General features: G+C 72.9%; 13 protein-coding genes. All 13 read left to right on the top strand.

Translation table 11 applies throughout. The annotated features are described in order from the left end of the window. The first annotated feature begins 203 nt into the window (after window positions 1-203). The 13 genes from ACFU95_RS32070 (at window position 204) to ACFU95_RS32010 (ending at window position 20,493) form a co-directional block, all read left to right on the top strand. Window positions 204-1,472, top strand: a complete 1,269-nt coding sequence (locus ACFU95_RS32070) for an aspartate aminotransferase family protein (protein ID WP_383834683.1) — start codon at window positions 204-206, stop codon at window positions 1,470-1,472. Beyond that, on the top strand, window positions 1,469-2,422 hold the full coding sequence (locus ACFU95_RS32065) for an inositol monophosphatase family protein (RefSeq protein WP_383834681.1): 954 nt from the start codon (window positions 1,469-1,471) through the stop codon (window positions 2,420-2,422). Before ACFU95_RS32070 ends, ACFU95_RS32065 begins: the two co-directional genes overlap by 4 nt. Next, the gene (locus tag ACFU95_RS32060; protein ID WP_383834678.1) at window positions 2,419-3,456 is read left to right on the top strand and encodes a zinc-binding dehydrogenase; all 1,038 of its coding nucleotides are present in this window, start codon (window positions 2,419-2,421) and stop codon (window positions 3,454-3,456) included. Before ACFU95_RS32065 ends, ACFU95_RS32060 begins: the two co-directional genes overlap by 4 nt. Continuing rightward, on the top strand, window positions 3,453-5,336 hold the full coding sequence (locus ACFU95_RS32055; protein ID WP_383834675.1) for a beta-galactosidase: 1,884 nt from the start codon (window positions 3,453-3,455) through the stop codon (window positions 5,334-5,336). Before ACFU95_RS32060 ends, ACFU95_RS32055 begins: the two co-directional genes overlap by 4 nt. A gap of 263 nt (window positions 5,337-5,599) precedes the next feature. Then, entirely contained in the window at window positions 5,600-7,786 is a 2,187-nt protein-coding gene (locus ACFU95_RS32050; protein WP_383834672.1) for an aminotransferase class III-fold pyridoxal phosphate-dependent enzyme, read from the top strand. After that, window positions 7,783-8,187, top strand: a complete 405-nt coding sequence (locus tag ACFU95_RS32045; RefSeq protein ID WP_383834669.1) for a nuclear transport factor 2 family protein — start codon at window positions 7,783-7,785, stop codon at window positions 8,185-8,187. Before ACFU95_RS32050 ends, ACFU95_RS32045 begins: the two co-directional genes overlap by 4 nt. Window positions 8,188-8,197: 10 nt before the next feature. Beyond that, window positions 8,198-14,302, top strand: a complete 6,105-nt coding sequence (locus tag ACFU95_RS32040; protein WP_383834666.1) for an amino acid adenylation domain-containing protein — start codon at window positions 8,198-8,200, stop codon at window positions 14,300-14,302. Further along, on the top strand, window positions 14,299-15,495 hold the full coding sequence (locus ACFU95_RS32035) for a cytochrome P450 (protein WP_383834663.1): 1,197 nt from the start codon (window positions 14,299-14,301) through the stop codon (window positions 15,493-15,495). The genes ACFU95_RS32040 and ACFU95_RS32035 overlap by 4 nt, the downstream gene beginning before the upstream one ends. Further along, window positions 15,492-15,737, top strand: coding sequence for a ferredoxin (locus ACFU95_RS32030; RefSeq protein ID WP_383834660.1), 246 nt, complete (start codon window positions 15,492-15,494; stop codon window positions 15,735-15,737). Before ACFU95_RS32035 ends, ACFU95_RS32030 begins: the two co-directional genes overlap by 4 nt. Beyond that, the gene (locus ACFU95_RS32025) at window positions 15,734-17,134 is read left to right on the top strand and encodes an FAD-binding oxidoreductase (RefSeq protein WP_383834657.1); all 1,401 of its coding nucleotides are present in this window, start codon (window positions 15,734-15,736) and stop codon (window positions 17,132-17,134) included. The genes ACFU95_RS32030 and ACFU95_RS32025 overlap by 4 nt, the downstream gene beginning before the upstream one ends. Beyond that, window positions 17,131-18,357: an MFS transporter gene (locus ACFU95_RS32020; protein WP_383834654.1), complete on the top strand. Its 1,227-nt coding sequence runs from the start codon at window positions 17,131-17,133 to the stop codon at window positions 18,355-18,357. The genes ACFU95_RS32025 and ACFU95_RS32020 overlap by 4 nt, the downstream gene beginning before the upstream one ends. After that, a complete protein-coding gene (locus ACFU95_RS32015) occupies window positions 18,339-19,175 on the top strand; it encodes a TauD/TfdA dioxygenase family protein (protein ID WP_383834651.1) in 837 nt (278 codons plus the stop codon). Before ACFU95_RS32020 ends, ACFU95_RS32015 begins: the two co-directional genes overlap by 19 nt. Before the next feature lie 25 nt (window positions 19,176-19,200). Further along, on the top strand, window positions 19,201-20,493 hold the full coding sequence (locus ACFU95_RS32010; protein ID WP_383834648.1) for an ATP-grasp domain-containing protein: 1,293 nt from the start codon (window positions 19,201-19,203) through the stop codon (window positions 20,491-20,493). Window positions 20,494-20,515 lie beyond the last annotated feature (22 nt).

The raw sequence follows: 20,515 nt of genomic DNA, 5'->3' as shown, positions 1-20,515 counted from the left end.
CCTTGCCAGCGAGGGACTCGATATGATCTTCTTAATGGGGGGATGTTGTGAACTCGGACCGCATGGAAATACCGCTCCGCCGCGTCCCCTCCGTGTCGCACACCGCATGGGACGGGTGTGTTCAGCAGTCGGATTTCACCGGCGCGCTTCTTCGACCAACGGAAATATGAAGCATGAGCTTCGTTTCTAACTCAGGGGGAAATATGACCACCGAGGCAGTGACCGACCATCTCTATTATCCCGTCAGCGCCCTCAAGATGGAGCGCGGCGAAGGCGTATATCTCTACGATTCCGACGGAAAACGCTACCTGGACTGCGCGTCGGCGACGTTCAACCTCAGCCTCGGCTACTCCCACCCCGCCGTGATCGCGGCGATGAAGGACCAGCTCGACAAGGTGGTCCACCTCACCTCCTCGTACCAGAGCGACCCGATCAACGGGCTCGTGCAGCGGCTCGTGGAGACCTCGCCGGCCAACCTGACCCGGGTCCACCCCAAGGTCTCCGGCGGGTCGTCCGCCAACGAGGGCGCCATCAAGATGGCGCAGCACGCCACCGGAAAGTCCGAGGTCATCACGTTGTTCCGCAGTCATGTGGGACAGACGATGATGATGGCCTCCATGTCAGGAAACGCGTTCCGGCGTGAGCCGTTCCCGCTCCTGTACCCGGGCAGCCTCCAGGTGCCCGACCCGTACTGCTTCCGCTGCTTCTACGGGCAGAACAAGGAAACCTGCGGCCTGATGTGCGTCGACCGCATCGACGACTTCATCGAGTACGCGAGCAGCGGCCGGGTCGCCGCCGTCCTCATCGAGCCGATTTCCGGAAACGGCGGGAACATCATGCCGCCGGACGGCTACATGCAGAAACTGCGGGCCTTCTGCGACGAGCACGACATCGCCCTCATATTCGACGAGATCCAGACGGGCATCGGCCGCACCGGCCATATGTTCGCGGCCCAGCATTTCGGTGTGGAGCCGGACGCCATCACCACGGCGAAGGGCCTCGGCGGTTCCGGAGCGCAGGTCGCCGCCATTCTCACCAATGACCGCCTTTCCGGGCTTCCCGCGCATCACCACTCCTTCACGTACGGCTCGAATCTCCTTGCCGCAGCGGCCGCCAACGTCACCCTCGACATTGTGCGGCAGCCGGAATTCCTCGCGAATGTCACGCATACCGGCGACTATATTCTCGAGCGGCTCCGCGACATGCAGCTGCGCTATCCGGCCATCGGTGACGTCCGCGGCGTCGGCCTGATGATCGGCTTCGAGATGTGCGAGCCCGACGGCAAGCCGGCCGTCAAGCTCACCAACCACCTGGCGAGCGCGGCCATGGACCACGGCCTCATCCTGCGCACCTCGCGCTACGGCTACGGCAACGTCCTCAAGATCCGTCCCCCGCTGATCCTGACCATGGCTCAGGCCGAGGAGATCTGCGACAAGCTGGAGAACCTCTTCATGTCGGAGCTGGCCCGGTGAAGAAACTGCTCAAGGGTCTCGGCGAACACGTCCGCGCCGAGCTGCTGACCTACGGCCAACAGGGCCTGGCCCGCCAGGTGCACGGCGACTCCCCCGGCGGCGACGCCCAGTTCGACGTCGACGAGGTGGCCGAGAAGGCCGTACTGGACTACCTGCGCGCCCACGCCGAGGTGCCCGTCGCCGTCTACACCGAGGACGGCGCCTTCGTCGAACTCGCCCCCGACCCGCGGTACCTGCTGGTCGTCGACCCCATCGACGGCACCCGCCCCACCTCGGCCGGCCTGGAGATGGGCATGGTCTCCATCGCGGTCGCGCCCTACGGCGACGGCAAGCCGACGCTGGCCGACGTGACGGCCGCCTGCCTGGTGGAGATCAAGAGCGGGGCCTGGATCTACGGTGACGACACGGAGGGCCTCTCCAGCGGCGGCCACCCGAACCCCGTGCCGCGGCTGAGCCGGACCACCGACCTGACGAAGATGTTCTGGTCGATCGAGTTCAACGGCCACCCCATGCACCTGATGAACGCGGCCTACTCCCACCTCGTGGACCAGTCGGCCAACACCGGCGGCGTGTTCGTCTTCAACAGCGCCACCTTCTCCATCTCCCGCATCATCACAGGGCAGCTCGACGCCTACGTCGACATCGGCAACCGGATCCTGCGCGACCACCCCGACACCGAGGCCGAGTTCCTGCGCGTCGGACGCGGCTCGATCCTGCACCTGTTCCCGTACGACATCGCCGCCGCCGTCTACCTCGCCCGGCAGGCCGGCGTCGTGATCACCGACGCCTACGGCGAGGACCTGGGGACGACCTCGCTGGTCGACCTCGGGCCGCTGAACCAGAAGTCGTGCATCGCCGCGGCGACGCCCGAACTGCACACGCAACTCCTCGACTCCATCAGCTGGGAACTGGGCCGTGGCACCGCCGCGGCCTCCAAGGGGGACGCATGAAGGCACTCACACTGACCGAGGACCGCTCCCTGGAGCTGGTCGACCGGCCCAAGCCGGAACCGCGCGAGGCGACCGACGTCGTCATCCGCATCGTCCAGAGCGGTATCTGCGGCACCGACCGCAGCGTGCTCGTCGGCAAGTTCCCGGCCGAGCCCGGGGTCGTGATGGGACACGAGGCCGTCGGAGTCGTCGAGACGACGGGTCCCGGTGTGACCCGGTTCGCACCGGGTGACCGGGTCATCGTCAACCCGACCCTGTACTGCGGCAGTTGTGCCACCTGCCTGGAAGGGCACTGGAACTTCTGCGGCAACAAGGCCGGAACCGAGGTCGGGCTCGACTACGACGGCTCCTTCGCCGAGTTCATGCGCCTGCCCGAGCTGTTCTGCCACGCGATCCCCGACGGAATGAGCTTCGACCGGGCCGTCGTGGTCGAACCGCTCGCCTGCGCCCTCAACAACATCGAGGCCGGCCGGCTCCAGCCGGGCGAGACGGCGGTGATCGTCGGTGGCGGTCCGATGGGCGCCGTCACCGCCATGGCCGCCGCCCGCTACGGCGCCCGGGTCCTGGTCGTCGAACCCGACCCGGTCCGCCAGTCGCTGGACCGGGAGATCTTCGCCGCCCCCGAGTTCGAGGGCCGGATCACCGTCCACACCCCGGACGACGCGGAACTCACCCACCGCGCACACCTGGTCGTCGACTCCGTCGGCAACCTCCTGGAGCAGAGCCTCGGTTACGCCGCCCAGCGCGGCCGGATCGTCGTCATGGGCTTCAACAGCAACGCCGCCGCCACCGTGCGTCCGCTGGAGATCCTCCAGCGCGGACTGCAGATCATCGGCGCCGGCGACTACAACAGCATGATCTTCCCCAAGGCCGTCGAACTGGCCGGATCGATCCCGCTGGAGCGGCTGATCACCCACCGCTTCCCGCTCGGGGACCACGCGGAGGCCTTCAAGGCCCTGGCCGCCGTGCCGGGCGCCGACTACACGGCGCTCAAGGTCGTCCTCATACCGAACCAGGACGGGAGCACCGCATGAGCACCCGGCTGAACACGGCGCTGATCCCCGGCTCGGACCGCCCCGTCGTCATCGGCGAGTACCCCTACTACCGCGCCGATCCGGCCAACTGGGCGGGCAACCTTCGCAAGTTGCGCTCCCTCGGCGTCGACGTCGTCTCCTTCTACCTGCCGTGGCGGTTCCACGAGACCGGCGAGGGCGAGCGGCGCGCGTTCGACTTCCACGGCAAGACCGACCCACAGCGCGACGTCGTCGCTCTGATCGGCCTCGCCGCCGAGGCCGGCCTCACCGTCCTGGTCAAGCCCGGCCCCTTCATCCACGCGGAAGTACAGCTCGGCGGGCTGCCCGACCGGCTCTGCGGCGCGGACCACACGCCCTACCGGGGGCTGAACGGCGACCTGCTCACCTCCCAGGCCAAGCCCCTGCCCAGCCTCCTCGACCCGGCCGTCAAGGAGGAGGTCGCCACCTGGCTGCGTGCCGTGGCCGACGAGGTCGTGTCCCCCACGGCCGCCCCGCGCGGCCCCGTCGTCGCGCTCCAGCTCGGCAACGAGGGCATGTCCGGCGACGTGCACATCGCGATCGACGCCCAGGACGCCTCCCCGGCGGCGCGGGAGGAGTTCGCGCGGTGGCTGTCCGCCCGCGGACTGGCCGACGAGGCGGCACGCACCGGTGACGACCTCGCCGACTGGCCCAGCGGACTGCGCCTTGAGTGGTCGCGCTGGTCCGGCGAGGCCATCGTCGGCCTGTGGGACTGGATCTCCGACCTGTTCCCGGCCGGCCCCGTCCGCGTGGCCAACGTGCCCCTGGCTCGCGCCACGGGACCGGACGCCACCATCGACGCCTGGGCCGCCCGCCACCGTGCCCTCAAGGGCTCCCGGCATCTGATCGGGCACACCGAGTGGGTGGGCAACCCGGCGCAGAGCTCGGACGCCTTCGCCACGCACCTGGGCGAGATCCTGCTCGGCGACACCGATGTGCTGGAAGCCAACTGGGGCTTCACCTGGGACGACGAGACCTTCGCCGGTCCGCGCACGCCCCTGTTCAACGCCCTGCTGGCCCTCACGCTCGGATCGACCACGGTCAGCGTCTACACCGCCTGCGCGGCCGGCACCTGGGGCGAGCTGATCGACATGGACCCGGACGGGCTGCGCGCCGAAGGCGTCGACCCGGCCCTCCACGCTCCCCCGTACTGCCCGGGAGCACCCCTCGCGGAGGCCGGTGGCCACAACCCCACCGCGGAGAGCCTGCGGCTGCTCGCCCTCTTCCTCGACCGCCACGGCGCGGCGCTTGCCGCCACCCGGCTCGACCGCGATGCGGACCTGCTCGTCGACCGGGCCCTGGCGGAGGCCGGCGCCTGGCAGCGGGAGGGGCAGACCGTGCTGGGCGAGCTCACCGAGGCCGTCCACGAGCAACTGCGGGACACCCACCGGCTGGTGGGCCTGCGCTGGCTCGACGCGGCCGCGCACCGCGACGCCCAGGACGCCACCGGGCCCCTCGGGGTGCTCCGCGCGGGCCACCCCGGAGCGAGCGCCGTGCCCGGCGAAGTCACCGTCGCCGCGGGCGTCCCCGCCCACGGCGCCGTGGGCGGCTTCGTCGCGGGACTGGCCACGGGCGCCCCGCGCTGGACGTCCGTCCACCGGCGTGCCGTCGCCCTCACCCGGACGGGCCCCGACGGCACGCGCCTGATCGGCGCGTTCAACCCCACCGGCGCGGACGACCGGATCACCGCTGCCGACGGCGACTGGGCCGTCGATCTGCCCGCGGGCACCGCGGCGCTCGCCGTGTGCCGGGACGGCTCGCTCCTGGGCTGGCTGGCGACGCCCACCGCGCCCGCCACCCCCGCCGTCACCCTGACCTGGGGCGGCGAGCAGGCCGACACCCTGCGTGTGACGGCCTCCTGAACCGCGGGCGGCGGGAGAGCGCACCTGACATCGCTCCACCCGCCGCCCGCCCCGGGGGCCCGCCGCCGAAACCCTCCCCCGCCAAAAGGAGGTTCGCCGCGGGCCGCGCACCAACAAAACGCCAAACCCCCCCTCCCGCCCGCGGGGCACCCTGTTCTCGAGACACGCTCCCTGCTAGACACCCCCCCCCGGAAGGAAGGGGGTGGGGCGGCGCCCCCCGCACCGACGAACCGCCCGAACCCGCTTCGAGCCCAGGTGCCGCCTTGTTCCAGAACCACGTCCAGAGCCACGACGCCACACCCGCCACGGCCACCACCCTGTTCCGCTCCGCGGGCCGCGACACCCTCGCCACCCTCGCCGACCTCATCGAACAGGAGCATCCGATCTTCGCGATGCCCTCCTGGTTCGTGACGGCCGATTCCGCCCACGCGGGTCACCTCATCAGCGAGTTCCTGCGCGAACTCGGCGGAGCCGCGACCCACCGCTGCTTCTTCGCCAACTCGCGGTACGAGGCCCTCCACGGAGCCGTCAAGCTGCTGCGCCACGGCGCGTCCGGCTCCGCGGCCCGGCACCGCGGACACGTCCTCGTCCTCGACCCCGACGGCACCCTCACCCGGCGCGCCGACCCGCTCGGCGACGGCCCCGACCGCGCACTCGCCCCCGGACTCCACGGCCACCCCACCCTCGCCGCGCTGCGCGCCGCGGCGGCCGAGGCCGACCACTGCGGCCTGGTACTGCGCGGTACGGAGCGGCTCGACGCGGAGGAGCTGGCCGACCTGGCCGCGTTCGTCGAGGCCGTCCGGGGCCGCGGCACCCGCATCGTCCTGGACCTGTCCGACGTCGACCCGCTGGCCCCGCCCTCCGACACCGTGCGCGCGCTGCGGCCCGACCTCTTCGTCCTCGGGGAGTCCCTCACCGGGTACGAGGTTCCCTTCGGCGCCTTCGCAGGCCGTCCCGACCTGTTCGCGCCCTGGTCCACCCCGTCGACCGGGTTCCTGCACTCCAACACGTACGGCGGCAACACCGTCGCCATGCGCGCGGTCAAGGCCCGGCTGCTGGGCCGCTGGGACGAACGGCACCCCGTGCGCCGCGTCCTCGCAGCCTCTGACCGCGACTGGCAGCGCACCCTGGACCTGTACGCCCGGCACGTCAACCCGATGACCGTGCGGATGCACCGCAAGCTGCGCGGCGCCCTGCACGTCGTACGCGCCAAGGGTTCCCGGCTCACCGTGCAGCTGGACTCGGGCCGCCGCCTCGACCTCGTCGACGGGCTGTGCGGGGCGGGTCTCGGGGTCAACGGGCACAATCCCGCCGACGCGCTCACCGACGTCGTCCACGCACACGACACGGGGCGCGACTATGTCGCCGAACTCCAGCGCGTCCTGGCCCGGGACACCGGCCTGCCGCACGCCTTTCCCGCCGTCAGCGGCGCCTCGGCGGTGGAGAGCGCGATGGTCCTGGCCCGGCTGGCCCGCCCCGAGCGGCGCCGGATCGTGGTCTTCAAGCACAACTACGGCGGCAAGACCCTCGTGTCCCTGCTGGCCACCGCCGCCGAGCGCACCCGGGCCCCGTTCGGGCCGCTGTACGAGGACATCCGCTACATCGACCCGTACACCCCGCACGCCGCCGAGGAGTTCCGCGAGGAGGCGGCGACCGGTGAGGTCGGCCTGGTCTGGATCGAACTCGTCCACGGCAGCTCCGACTCCTACGCCCCCATTCCGTCGTCCCTCCTCGACGCCGTCTCCGAGGGCCGCGAGCGGCACGGGTACCTGGTCGGCGTCGACGAGGTCCTCACCTCGTACCACCGCTGCGGCACCCGGTTCGCGCACCAGGGCAGGCTGCCCGAGGTCGACCTGATGAGCCTGTCGAAGGCGCTCAGCTACGGCTGCTTCCCCACCGGGGCCGCCCTGGTGTCCGGCGCCGTCCACGAGGCCGCCCGCCGCACCGACCCCCGGCTGGTCGAGGAGCTGCGCACGCAGCACGCCCACCAGCTCGGCGCCCACTTCTCCCTCCAGGCGGTCGCCCAGGTCGACGCGCTGCGACTGGAGCGGCGGGTGGCGGCCCTGTCCGCCGTGGTGGACGAGGGGATCGCCGCGATGGACACCGGGCCCGCCGGCGTCGTCGGGCGCCGCTTCGCCGAGGGCCTGCTGGGCCGTTTCGAACCCCGCGTCCCCGGACCGCTGCGCCGCTTCCTCCAACCCGAGGGCGAGTGGATGACCTTCGCCCTGATCCTCTGGTGGATCACCCGGGCCAGGGCGTTCGTCGTCTACGACGTCTTCCTGCTGCCGCTGGTCGCCACCGAGGACGAGATCCGCCAGGTGATGCGCGCGGCCCGGGACCTCTCGCGCACGTCCCCGTACCGCCTTCTCGCCCAGGTGGGCCTCTTCCATCTCGGGGAGCGGGTCCGGGCCTTCGTGCGCAAACCGACCACCGCAAGGAGCACCGTATGAGCCGGCAGAACGTCGATGTGGTCCGCCGCTTCTTCGCACTCTTCGACGAGGAACGGCTGGCGGACATCGAGGCCCTCCTCACCGACGACTTCGAGTGGATCTACCACGGCCCCAAGTCCCTGCCCTGGGCGGGCACCTACCGGGGCGTCGAGGGGTTCCGCCGGTTCTTCTCCGTCGTCCGCGAGCTGATCCAGGTGCAGGAGTGCGTGGCGTACGACTACCTGGACGCCGGTGACCGGGTCGTGGTCCTCGGCGTCAGCCGCACCCGCGTACTCGCCAACGACCGCCACTACGAAGCCCAGTGGATGAACGTCTTCACCGTGCGCGACGGTCTGATCTCGCGCTACCTGGACCTCTACGACACGGCAAGCGTGGTCGAGGCCCTCGGCCAGGAGCGCTGAACCAGACCACATGAACGCAGCCAGCACCCATACCCTCGGCGACGCCTTCGCCGACGTCGTACGCACCCGCCCCGAGCACACCGCGCTCGTCCGGGGCGACCTGCGCCTGACCTACCGCCGGCTGGCCGGCTGGGCCGCGTCCGTCGCGGCCCGGCTCGGCGCAGCCGGGGCGGCCAGCGAAGTGGTCGGCATCCGCGCCCCGCGCTCCGCGGGGACCATCGCCACCGTCCTCGGCACGGTCCTCGCCGGATGCCCTTACGTGCCCCTCGACCCGGACGCGCCCGACGCGCGACTGCGCGCCCTGGTGGCGGACTTCGGCCTGCGCACCCTGTGGGTGGCGCCCGCCGAGGCCGACCGGCTGCGCGCGCTGCTGCCCGGGGTGCGGGTCCTGGCCGTGGACGAGGAGATGCCGGACCCCGGACCGCTCACCGTCGCGCCGGGCGGCGGCCCGGACATGACCGCCTACGTCATCGCCACCTCGGGCACCACCGGTCGCCCCAAGGGCGTGCGGGTGGAACACCGTTCGGTGCTCGCCCTCGCCCGTGCCCCGCAGGCGGGGTTCGGGCCCGCCGACGTGGTGCTCCAGCTCGCCCCCCTCCATGTCGACCCGTCCGTCTTCGAGATCTGGGGCGCCCTGCTGAACGGGGCCACGCTCGTCCTGCCCGAAGCCGCACGGCCGGGCGTCCACGACATCGGGCGGGAGGTGCGCCGGCACGGCGTGAGCGTGCTGCGGCTGGCCGCACCGCTGTTCCGGCTCGCCATGGAGCACATCACCGACGCGTTGCGGGGACTGCGGCTGTGCGTGTCGGGCGGCGACCGGGCCTCGGCCGAGGCCGTGCGCACCGCACTGCGCGAGCTGCCCGGGTGCCGGATCGTCAACGGCTACGGCCCCACCGAGACCACCGTCTACGCCTGCTGGCTGGTGCTCGACGCGGATCACCCGTACGCCGACGACTGGGCGGACGTGCCCATCGGGCGCCCCTTCGCCGACGCCACCGTCCACGTCGTCGACCGCGAGCGGCGCCCCGTCGCCCCGGGCGAGGAGGGCGAACTCTGTGTCGGCGGGTCCGGCGTGGCCCGCGGCTACCTGGGCCGTCCCGACCTCACCGCCGAGCGTTTCGTCCCCGAGCCCGGCCGTGCCGATCGCACCGCCTACCTCACCGGCGACCGGGTCCGGCTGCTGCCGGACGGCAATCTCGCCTTCCTCGGCCGCACCGACGACCAGGTGAAGATCCGCGGCCACCGGGTCGAACCGGCCGAGACGGAACGGGCCCTGCTCGCCCATCCCGCGGTCCGTGAGGCCGTCGTGGTGGCCGGGGGCACCGGCGAACGGCGCAGGCTCGTGGCGTTCGCCGTCCTCCGGGAGCCCGCCACCGAAGCGGACCTCGTCGCCCACGTGGCGGCACTCCTGCCGTCGCCGCAGGTCCCCGCGACCGTGACACCTCTCACCGAGCTGCCGGTCACCCCGAACGGCAAGACCGACCGCCCCGCCCTGGCCCGCCTGGCCGGGCGGGCGGACGGCACGGCCGGGCCCGGCATCCCGGACACACCCACCGAGCGGGTCGTGGCGGGTCTGTGGCAGGACGTGCTCGGCGTCCCGGTCGGCACCGACAGCGACTTCCTCGCCGCGGGCGGCGACTCGCTCTCCGCCATGACCGTCCTGGCCCGTCTGGAGAGCGCGACCGGTACGGCCCTGTCCGTCGGGGACCTGTTCCGGGCGTCCACGGTGCGCGGGCTCGCCGCACTCGTCGACGCCGCCGCCCCGGCCGGGACCGCGGCACCGGCCACCGGACGGCAGGTGCCGGACGCTCCCGGCCGGACTGCGCTGCTGCCCGGGCAGGAGGGCATCTGGTTCGAGCAGCTGGCCGCGCCGGGCAAGCGGTACGTCATCTCCCGCACCTTCCTGGTACGCGGGCCGGTCGACGTGGACCGGCTGCGGCACGCGCTCACCGTGCTCGGTGACCGGCAGACGGCGCTGCGCACCGCCGTACGGCAGGACGCGGACGGCTGGTGGCAGACACCGGACGCGGATCCCGGCACCACCGTGGACCACTACGACATGACCCGGGTCCCGCCGGCGGAGCAGCGGCACCGGATCCGCGCGCTCATCGCCGCCCGGGCGACCGCCGACGACACGTCCCCGCTGGTCCGCACCCTCGTGGTCACCCTCGACGGATCCGCCACCGTCGTCCACTTCGGCATCCACCACCTCATCGCCGACGACTGGTCCCTCGACCTCTTCTTCACCGAGCTGTCGGCCCTGTACGACGACCATGCCACCCAACTCCCGCCGCTCCGGCTGACGTTCGCCGACCATGTGCGCGAGGCCCTCGACCGCGTCCGGGAACGCGAGGCCGCCGCACTGGAGTTCTGGCGCGGCGCCCTGGAGGGCGGCGCCGCCGCTCCCGACCTGGTCACCGACCGTCCCCGGCCGGCCGTGCTCAGCGGGGCCGGTGACCGGGTGCGGGTGCGGATCGAGGCCGCCGAGAGCGAGCGGTACGCCGAGGCCGCCCGCCGGCACGGCGTCAGCCGTTTCATGTTCTGCGTGGCCGGCGTGTACACCGTCCTCGCGGCACACGCCGAACGCGACTCGCTCTGCCTCGGCAGCCTGACGACGGGCCGTGGACGGGCCGGCACCGAGGACCTCGTCGGCTACTTCGTCAACCTGCTGCCGGTCCGGGTCGAGGCCACCGCGGACACACCGGTCGCCACCCTGTTCCGGCGGGTCCGCGAGGCCGCGGCCGCCGCCCACGGCCACCACGACGTGCCCTTCCAGACGGTGTGCCGGGAACTCGGCGCCACGGGTGCCTCCCGCGCGACCAGCGCGTTCCGTGTGGTCGTCAACCACCAGCAGCACCCGCCCCGTCCGCTCCGGCTGGGCCGGGCGCCGGTCGAGCCCTGGCCGACGGCCGACGACGACACCGCGAAGTTCGAGCTGAGCTTCACCTTCCAGGAGTCGCCTCGGGGGCTCGGGCTGGAGGTGGAGTTCAGCACCGACCTCTACCGCCGGGACTCCGTCGAGCGGCTCGCGGGTCAGCTCGTCGCCGTGCTGGGCCGGCTCGCCGACGCCGGTTCCGACCAGGTCCTGCGCGACATCGAGCTGCTCGAACCCGGCGAGCGAGGACGGTTCCTGGCCACCGCGGAGCCCGAGGGGCCGCCGGTCCACCCGGACGCCACGCTCACCTCGCTGTTCGCCCGCGCGGCCGCCGACCACCCCGGCAGGACCGCCGTGCTGCGTGAGGACACCGCCCTCTCCTACGGCGAACTCGACCGGCTCTCCGACGACGTGGCCGCCCGGCTCCACGCCCGGGGGGCGGGGCCCGGAGAGCGCGTCGCTCTCTGCCTGGAGCGGACCCCCCTGCTGGTCGTGGCCGTCCTCGGCGTGCTCAAGACCGGCGCGGCCTACGTCCCGCTCGACCCCGCCTATCCGGCCGAGCGGCTGCGGTACGTGCTCTCGGACGCCCGGGCCGGGATGCTGGTGACCGCGAAGGACATCTCCGACCGGCTGTTCGGCCCTGGCTCGGACCCCGTCGGTGTGCCGCCCGTCCTGGACATCGACCGGCTCGTCCGCCCCTCGGACGAGACGCCGCCCGCGCGGCAGACGGCCCGCGCCGCCGACCCCGCGTACATCATCTACACGTCCGGCAGCACGGGCCGGCCGCGCGGCGTGGTCGTCTCGCACGGCTCGGTCGTCAACACCCTGCACGCCAACCTGGCCCGCCATCCCTTCACCTCGGACGACGTCTGGTTGCAGCTCACCTCGCCCGGCTTCGACGTGGCGGCCTACGAGCAGTTCATGCCCCTGGTCTCCGGCGGCACCCTGGTGTACTGCGGGGACACCGCCCGCGGGGACGCCGCCGCGCTCGGCCGCGTCCTGCGGGACAACGACGTGACGGTCATGGTCATCGTCCCCTCGCTGCTGCGCGCGCTGGGCCGCCCCGATCTGGCCTCGGTGCGGGTCCTGGTCGTGGCCGGCGAGCCCGCCGACCCGCACGACACCCGCCACTACGCCCGAGAGCGCACCGTCATCAACGGCTACGGCCCCACCGAGGCGGCGATCCTCGCCACCACCCACGAGGCCGGACCGGACGAGGACCGCGGCAGGGTCCCGATCGGGCGGGCGCTGCCGGGCACCACGGCGCATGTGATCGACCGCCACGGCCGGCTCGCCGCCACCGGCGTCCCCGGGGAGCTCTGGCTGGGCGGCGCGGGAGTGGCCCTCGGCTACTGGGACAACCCCGACCGCACCCGCGACCTGTTCACCACGGTCCCCGTCCTCGGCGACCGGCGCCTGTACCGCACCGGGGACCGGGTGCGCCGGCTGCCCGACGGCACGCTGGACTACCTGGGCCGGCTCGACGGACAGATCAAGCTGCGCGGCTTCCGGATCGAACTCGGCGAGATCGAGGCGACCCTGACCCGCCATCAGGGCATCGGTGAGGCCGTCGCGGTACTGGTCGGCGAGGGACCGGACGCCGACCTGGGTGTGGCCTACGTGGGCAGCGCCGACGAGCAGGAGGTCCGCGCCCATCTCGTGCGGCATCTGCCCGGCCACATGGTGCCCAGACTCGTCGTGCCGGTCGCGCACATCCCCACCAGCAGTCACGGCAAGGCCGACCGCACGGCGCTCGCCACCCGCTTCGCCGCCCACGCGCGGCATCCCGGCCCGGCCGGGGAGTCCGCTCCCGCCGCGAGCCCGCTGGAGCAGGGGCTGCTGGCGCTGTGGCGGGAGGTCCTCGGGGCCGGCCCGGCCATCGGGCTGTCGGACGACTTCTTCGCCCTCGGCGGGCACTCGCTGCGCGTCATCCGGCTGCTCGGCGAGATCGAACGACGGTACGGCACCCGGATACGGGTCCGTGACTTCCTCGCCGAGCCGACGGTGCGGGCGACCGCGCGCGCACTCACCCGCCCCGACGCGGGCACCGAGACCGCGGTGGTGCTCCCCGGCGACGTGGTGCTCGATCCCACCATCGCCTTCACCGGGCCCGTCGCCGCCGCCCGCCGCACCGACTCCGTGCTGCTCACCGGTGCCACCGGGTTCGTCGGCATCCACGTCCTGCGGGAACTGCTGGACCGTACCGAGGGTCCGGTGCTGTGCCTGGTGCGCGCCGCGACGCCCGACGCGGCCCGGGCCCGGCTGGCGGGGGCGGCCCGCCGGCACGCGCTCGCCCTGGACACCGCCGATCCCCGGATCGTGCCGCTGCCCGGTGACCTGACCCTGCCCGGCCTCGGGCTGACCGGAACCGCCGGGCAGGACGCGGCCCGTGCGGCGGCCACCGTCCTGCACCTGGGCGCCGAGGTCCACCACCTCTCCGGCTACCAGCACCTGGCCGCGGCCAACGTCGGCGGGACCCAGGAGCTGCTGCGGATCGCCGCCGAGGGTACGGCCGCCCGCTTCCATCACGTCTCCACCCTGGCCGTGCTGCGGCAGCACGCGCCGGACGGCCGTCCCCGCACCCTCAGCGAGTCCACACCGGCCGAGCGGGAACGCCACCCGCGCGGGCGGGGCTATGCCGCGGCGAAGTGGGCGGCCGAACACCTCGTCCGCCAGGCTGTCTCCCGAGGGGCCGACGCCCGTACGTACCGGCTGGGCCGCGCCGGTGGCAGCGCGACGACCGGCGCGCTCAGCCACGACGACATGCTCACCCGGCTCCTGGTCAGTTCGGCCGCCCTCGGCTGCTACCCCGACCACCCGGACCTGGCCTCCGACGCCCTGCCCGTCGACGTCATGGCCCGTGCCCTGGTGGCGCTGGCCCTCGCCGACGCGCCGCCGGGCACGGTCCGCCACCTGCACCATCCGCGCCGTACCGGGCTCGGCGTCTTCCTCGCGGGCCACGACCGGCGCAGCGGTTCCCGCACCCACCCGGTCGGCCTGGCCACCTGGCTCGGGCGCCTGGACGACGCGGTGGCGCGGGGCACCGAACTGCCCGCCCTGGCCTACCGGGAGCACCTGCGCGAGCTGTGCGACGCCGATCCGGTGGCACCGGCCCGCTACCGCAACGAAGCCACCCTGGCCGCCCTGCGCCCGCACGGCATCGCCGTGCCCGACTGGCACGACGCCGTGATCGACCGCTGGTGGCGGTACCTCGCACCGACCGGAGAGACGAGCGAATGACGGAAGTGCTCTATCCCATGGCCCGCCAGTGCCCGTTCGCCCCGCCAGGGGAGGTCACCCGGCTCCGCGCCGAGCCGGAGGTGCCCCGCGTGCCGATCTGGAACGGCGTACGCCCGTGGCTGTTCACCCGCTACGAGGACGCCCGGCTGGTGCTGAGCGACCCCCGGTTCAGCGCCGACAAGCGCCGCCCCGGCTATCCGCTCTCCAGTGCCGTCGCGGCCGCCGAGACGGCCGTCGAACCGACGCTGCTCATCATGGACAACCCCGAGCACGACGCGCTGCGGCGCCTGGTGCTCAGCGAGTTCACCGTACGGCAGGCCGAGTCGTGGCGCCCGGCCGTGCGCGGCGTCGTCGCGGACTGTCTCGACCGCGTGCTCGAAGGACCGCGCCGCGCCGACCTCGTGGCCGATCTCGCGCTGCCCGTCGCGCTCTCGGTGATCTGCGAGTTCCTGGGCGTGCCCCTGGAGGACCGGGAGCTGTTCCGCTCGCTCACCCACACCATGAACGCGGTCGCGGGCAGCACCGAGACCGCCGCCGCGGCCCGCCAGGAGCTCCAGGACTACCTCGAATCCCTCGTGGCCCGCCGGGAGAAGGAACCGGGGGACGACTTCATCGGGCGCATGGTGGTCCGGCATGTGCGCACCGGGGCGATGAGCCGCCGCACCCTGAGCGCGACGGCCCTGCTGCTGCTGACCGCTGGACACGACACCACGGCCAACATGATCTCCCTCGGCATCCTCACCCTGCTGCGCCACCCGGCCCACTGGGCCGCCCTGCGCGGCCACGAGGACCCCCGGCAGGTCGCGGGCACCGTCGAGGAGCTGCTGCGCCATCTCACCATCGTGCAGCGCGGGATCCGCCGGATCGCGACGGAGGACGTCGAGGTGGGCGGCCGCCTGGTGAGGGCCGGTGAAGGGGTGATCGCGGCGATCAACGTGGCCAACCGGGACCCTGCCCGCTTCCCCTCCGGCGAGGACTTCGACCCCGGCACGCGCGCCCACGGCCACCTCGCCTTCGGCTACGGCCCCCACCAGTGCATGGGCCAGTCCCTGGCGAAGGTCGAGCTCCAGGAGACCTACCACGCCGTCGCCCACCGCCTGCCTCAGCTGCGGGTCGCCGTGCCCGTCGAGGAGGTCCGCTTCAAGTCGGACATGGCCGTCTACGGCGTCCACGAACTGCCCGTCACCTGGTGAACCCCCTTCTGACCGTCAAGGAACCCACGACTGTGAAGATCACCCTCGAACCCGAGCGATGTGTCGGCGCCGGGCACTGCGTCCTGTCGGCACCCGAGGTCTTCGACCAGGACGAGACCGACGGCATCGTCGTGCTGCTCGCCCCCGCGCCAAACGCCGCGCTCGCCGACGCCGTCCACGAGGCGGCCGACCTCTGTCCGGCCCGCGCGATCCTCGTCGACGGCGGGGACGGCACCCCGTGAACCTGATCGACCGGCTGCGGGAGGCGGTGGGCGGCGCCGCCGTGCTCACCGACCCGGACGCGACCGAGGGCTACGCCCGCGACATGATGCCGCTCGCCCCGGCGGGCCGCCCCCGCGCCGTGGTGCTGCCGGCCGGCACCGCCGAGGTGCAGGACTGTGTCCGCGCCTGCGCGGAGGCCGGTGTGCCCGTCGTGCCGCGCGGTGCGGGCAGCGGCCTGACCGGCGGCGCCAACGCGGTCGACGGCTGTGTCGTCCTGGTCACCACCCGGATGGACCGGATCCTCGAACTCGACGCGGACAACCGGCTGGCCGTCGTCCAGCCGGGGGTGGTCAACCGGACGCTCCGGGACGCCGCCGCCGAGCACGGCCTGTTCTACCCGCCCGACCCGTCCAGCCTCGACTGGTGCACGCTCGGCGGGAACCTCGCCACGGACGCCGGCGGTCTGTGCTGCGGAAAGTACGGCGTGACCAGCGATGCCGTGCTGGGCCTCGAAGTCGTCCTGGCCGACGGCTCGTTGCTGGGCACGGGCCGCAGGACCGTCAAGGGTGTCGCCGGCTACGACCTGACCCGGCTGTTCGTGGGCAGCGAGGGCACGCTCGGGATCATCACCGGGACGACGCTGAAGCTGCGTCCGCTGCCCGCCGCGCCGGGCACGATCGTCGCCGCCTTCGACTCCGTGGCGCGGGCCGGGGATGCCGTCAACCGCGTGGTCCGGGCCGGTCTGGTGCCCTCCCTGATGGAGATCATGGACGCCACCTCGCTGCGGGCGTCCGAGGAGTACCTGCGGGCCGACCTCGGCGCGGGTGACGGCAGCGCCCTGCTGCTGTGCCAGTCGGACGCCGGCGGCGCGTCGGCCGCCGCCGAACTGGACGCCATGGACCGGCTGTTCAGGGAGGCGGGCGCCGACTGGACGCACGCCACCCGGGACCCGGCCGAGGGCGGTCTGCTGCTCCGGGCCCGCCGGGTGTCCCTCCCGGCCCTGGAGGCGCGGGGTGCCTGCATGACCGAGGACGTGGCGGTGCCCCGCACCCGGATCGCCGAACTCATGACCGGCTGCGAGAAGATCGGGGCGGAGGCGGGGCTGACCGTGGCCGTCGTCGGCCACGCGGGCGACGGCAACATGCACCCCACCGTCCTGTACGACGGGTCGTCGGCGGCGGAGTACGCCCGTGCCCGCGGCGCCTTCGACGCGATCCTCGCCCTCGCCCTGGGCCTCGGCGGCACCGTCACCGGCGAGCACGGGATCGGCAAGCTCAAGACCGAGTGGCTGGAACGGGAACTGGGCCCGGTGTCGATGCGGGTCCACCGGCAGCTGAAGGACGCCCTCGACCCCGCGGGCCTGTTCAATCCGGGTGCTCTGTTCACCCGGCGCCCGGCGGGCGGGCGCGACGCGTGATCACCCGTACGTTCCGTACCGTCGCGGGGCTGCCCGCCCCGCTGCGCGTGCTCTTCCTCACCACCCTGCTCTTCCGCGCGGGCACCATGGCCTACCCGTTCCTCGCCGCCCACCTGCTGGTGCACGAGGGGCTGAGCAAGGCCATGGCCGGGACGGTCCTCGCCTGCTTCGGTGTGGGCGCGCTCGCCGCCGACCTGGCGGCGAGCGTGCTGCTCGGCAGGGTGTCCGCCCGTGCGCTGATGCTCGGCGGTCTGGTCCTCAACGCTGCGGTCCTGATCCTCTTCCCCTTCCTGCACGGTCTGACGGCGGTCGTCGCGTTCGCCGTGGTGTGGGGCTTCGCGTACGAGATCGTCACCCCGGCCGCGTACTCGGCGACCGTCGCCGCAGCCGGTCCCGAGGAGCGGAAGGTCGCCTTCTCCTGCTACCGGCTCGCCATCAACCTCGGTATGGCGGCCGGACCCGTCGTCGGCGGGCTGCTCTTCGCCCTCGACGCGCGGCTGGTGTTCTGGGCGAACGCCGGCTGCACCCTGGCCGCGGCCGGGTACCTCGCGGCACGCTCCGGCGGAGCGGCGGCCGCTCCCCCGCCACGGCGGAACGTCCGGAAGCAGGGCGCGGTCCGCCGTACGCCGTACGAACGGGCCCGGTTCTGGACGATCTTCGGCCTCTCGCTGCCCGTCCAGCTCGCCTACTCGCTGCCCTCCGTCTTCGTCTCCACCTACGTCATCGTCGGGCTGGGCCTGCCCGGGTACTGGGCGGGCGTCGTCTTCGCCGTGAACGCGGTGGGCATCGTCCTGTTCGAGGTACCGCTCAACGTGCTCATGGCCCGGACGGGGCATCTGCCGACCCTGCTCCTCGGCTATGGACTCGCGGGCGCCGGCTTCCTGTTGATGGCGCTGTCCGGGTCGGGTCCGTCGCTCGTGCTGGCCACGCTGGTGTGGACCGCCGGGGAGATCGTCGTCTTCCCGGGGCTGCTCAGCTATGTCAGCGACCTGTCCGGCGCGGCCTCGGCGGACCGCGATCTCAGTCTCTACTCCACCGGCGTCAACATCGCCTTCATCCTGGCGCCCCACCTCGCCCTGCTGCTCTCCCGGCCCGGCGCCCCCGGTATCCCGTGGGCCGTCGCCGGCGGCGCCCTGTGCGTCGCCTGGCTGCTGCTGACCGTGGCCCGGACCAGCCCTCTCACCTGGCACAAGGAGGAACCCTCATGCACCGACGCGATCTGACCCCGTTCATCGGCGTCGAGTACACCTCAGTCACCTACGACGACCTGCGAAGCGACGATCTCTTCGCGGAGGTCGTCGACTCGGTCCATCAGCGCGACCTGGTGGTGCTGCGCGGTATCCGGCTGACCCCCGTGCAGCAGATCTCGATCGCCGCCCGCCTCGGCACCCCCGTCCCCTTCCTGCTGAGCGACTGGCGCCACCCGGAGTTCGCCGAGATCCTCGTCTCCTCCAACGAGCGCCGGAAGAACAGGCCGATCGGCGTCCCCCGTGTCGGGAACTTCTGGCACCAGGACTCGTCGTACAACGCGCGTCCGGCCGAGTACACGGTGTTGCACGGGGTGAACGTGCCCGCGGAGCACGGCCACACCCTCTTCGCCTCCGCCGCCGACGTCCACGACCGGCTGCCCGAGGAGTGGAAGACCCGCCTGGAGGGCCGCACCGGCCTGCACACCCTGACCAGGCAGCAGCGCATCGAGCCCCGTCATGTGGGCCTGTCCATCGCCGAGATGCGGGCCCTGGTCGCCCACGAGTACCCGGTGGTCGAGCATCCCGTGGTCCGCCGCGACGCGTTCACCGGCCGGCGCTTCCTGTACGCCGCCCGGGAGTACATGGACTCGGTCGTGGGCCTGGACGCCAACGGCAACGAGGAGTTCTTCGCGCTGCTCGACACCCTGGTGCGGGACCCCGCGCACGTCTACGAGCACCGCTGGACGCGCGACGACCTGCTGATCTGGAAGACCGCGACCACCTACCACCGGGCGACCGACCTTCCGGAGGGCGTCGGCCGGACCGTCCACCGCATCAGCGTCGCCGCCTGACCCCGCTCCGCCAGAAGGGTTCCCCATGGACCACGCCCACCCGCACCGGCCCGTCGGTGTGATCGTCGACGGCTACTCGATCGGCAAGTACCTGCCCGCCGCGTTCCAGCGGCTCGGCGCCGACGTCGTCCACCTCCAGTCCGCCCCGGAGTTCCTCGCCTCGGTGCCGCCGCCGGACCTCGGGCCCTACGCCGCCAACGTGGTGCACGACGGCGGCGACTGGGAGCGCACCGCGAAGGAACTCGCCGCCCACTCCCCCGTCGGCGTGCTGCCCGGGCAGGAGACCGGCGTTCCCCCGGCCGACGTCGTCGCCGAGCTGCTGGGACTGCCGGGCAACCCGGCCGCGACCTCCGCGGTGCGCCGCGACAAGTACCGGATGATCGAGGCGCTGCGGGCCGCCGGCCTCCACTGTGCCCGCCAGCTGAAGTCCGCGGACGCGGCCGAGATCGTCGCCTGGGCCGAGCGCGAGGCCGACTACCCCGTGGTGGTCAAGCCGCTCAGCTCCGCCTCCACCGACGGCGTCTCGATCTGCCGCAGCGCCGGGGAGATCCGCACGGCCGTGGCCGCCGTCCTCGGGACGTACGACATCTTCGAGCGCCGCAACACCGAGGTTCTCGCGCAGTCCTTCCTGCGGGGCCCCGAGTACATCGTGGACGTCGTCCGGGGGCCCGGCGGCGGGCGCCATGTGTGCGGGGTGTGGCGGTACGAGAAGACGGAGACCGGCGCCAAACGGATCTACGACAAGGACATCCTGCTCGACCCGGACAGCCCCGAGGTCCCCGTCCTCGTCGCCTATGTGGACCGTGTCCTCGACGCCCTCGGCATCCGCTTCGGCGCCGCCCACGCCGAGGTCGTGCTGACCCCCGAGGGTCCCGCTCTGGTGGAGGTGGGGGCCCGGCTCAACGGAGACATGGATCCCGCCGTCCACGACGCCTGCATGGACGGCAACCAGGCGGACCTGCTCGCCCTGGCCTGCGTACGGCCCGAGGAGTTCGAGCGCCGGTACGCGGGGCGCACGATGTACCGCAAGCACCGCGAGGCCCTCGTCCTGCACGGGCAGACGACCCGGGAGGGCATCGTCGAGGAGGTCGACCAGGACGTCCTCGCCCGGATCGCCGCCCTGCGCACGGTCCGGCTGGTCCTGCCCCGGCTGCGCCCCGGCGACCGGATGCGTCCGACCACCGATCTGCTCTCCAGCCCGCTGCGGGTCTTCCTGGTCGGGGACCGTCACGAGGACCTGCTCGCCGACTACCGGCAGGTCCAGGTGCTGAAGGACCAGGTCTTCCGGCTTGCCGCGCCCGGTGGGACCGCGCGCTGACGCGGCCGGCGCTCTCCCCCTG

This window comes from Streptomyces sp. NPDC057623 (assembly GCF_042800355.1).
GTDB lineage: Bacteria > Actinomycetota > Actinomycetes > Streptomycetales > Streptomycetaceae > Streptomyces.
The sequence above is the reverse complement of the archived record's forward strand: the minus strand, read 5'-3'. Positions and strand labels throughout refer to the sequence as shown.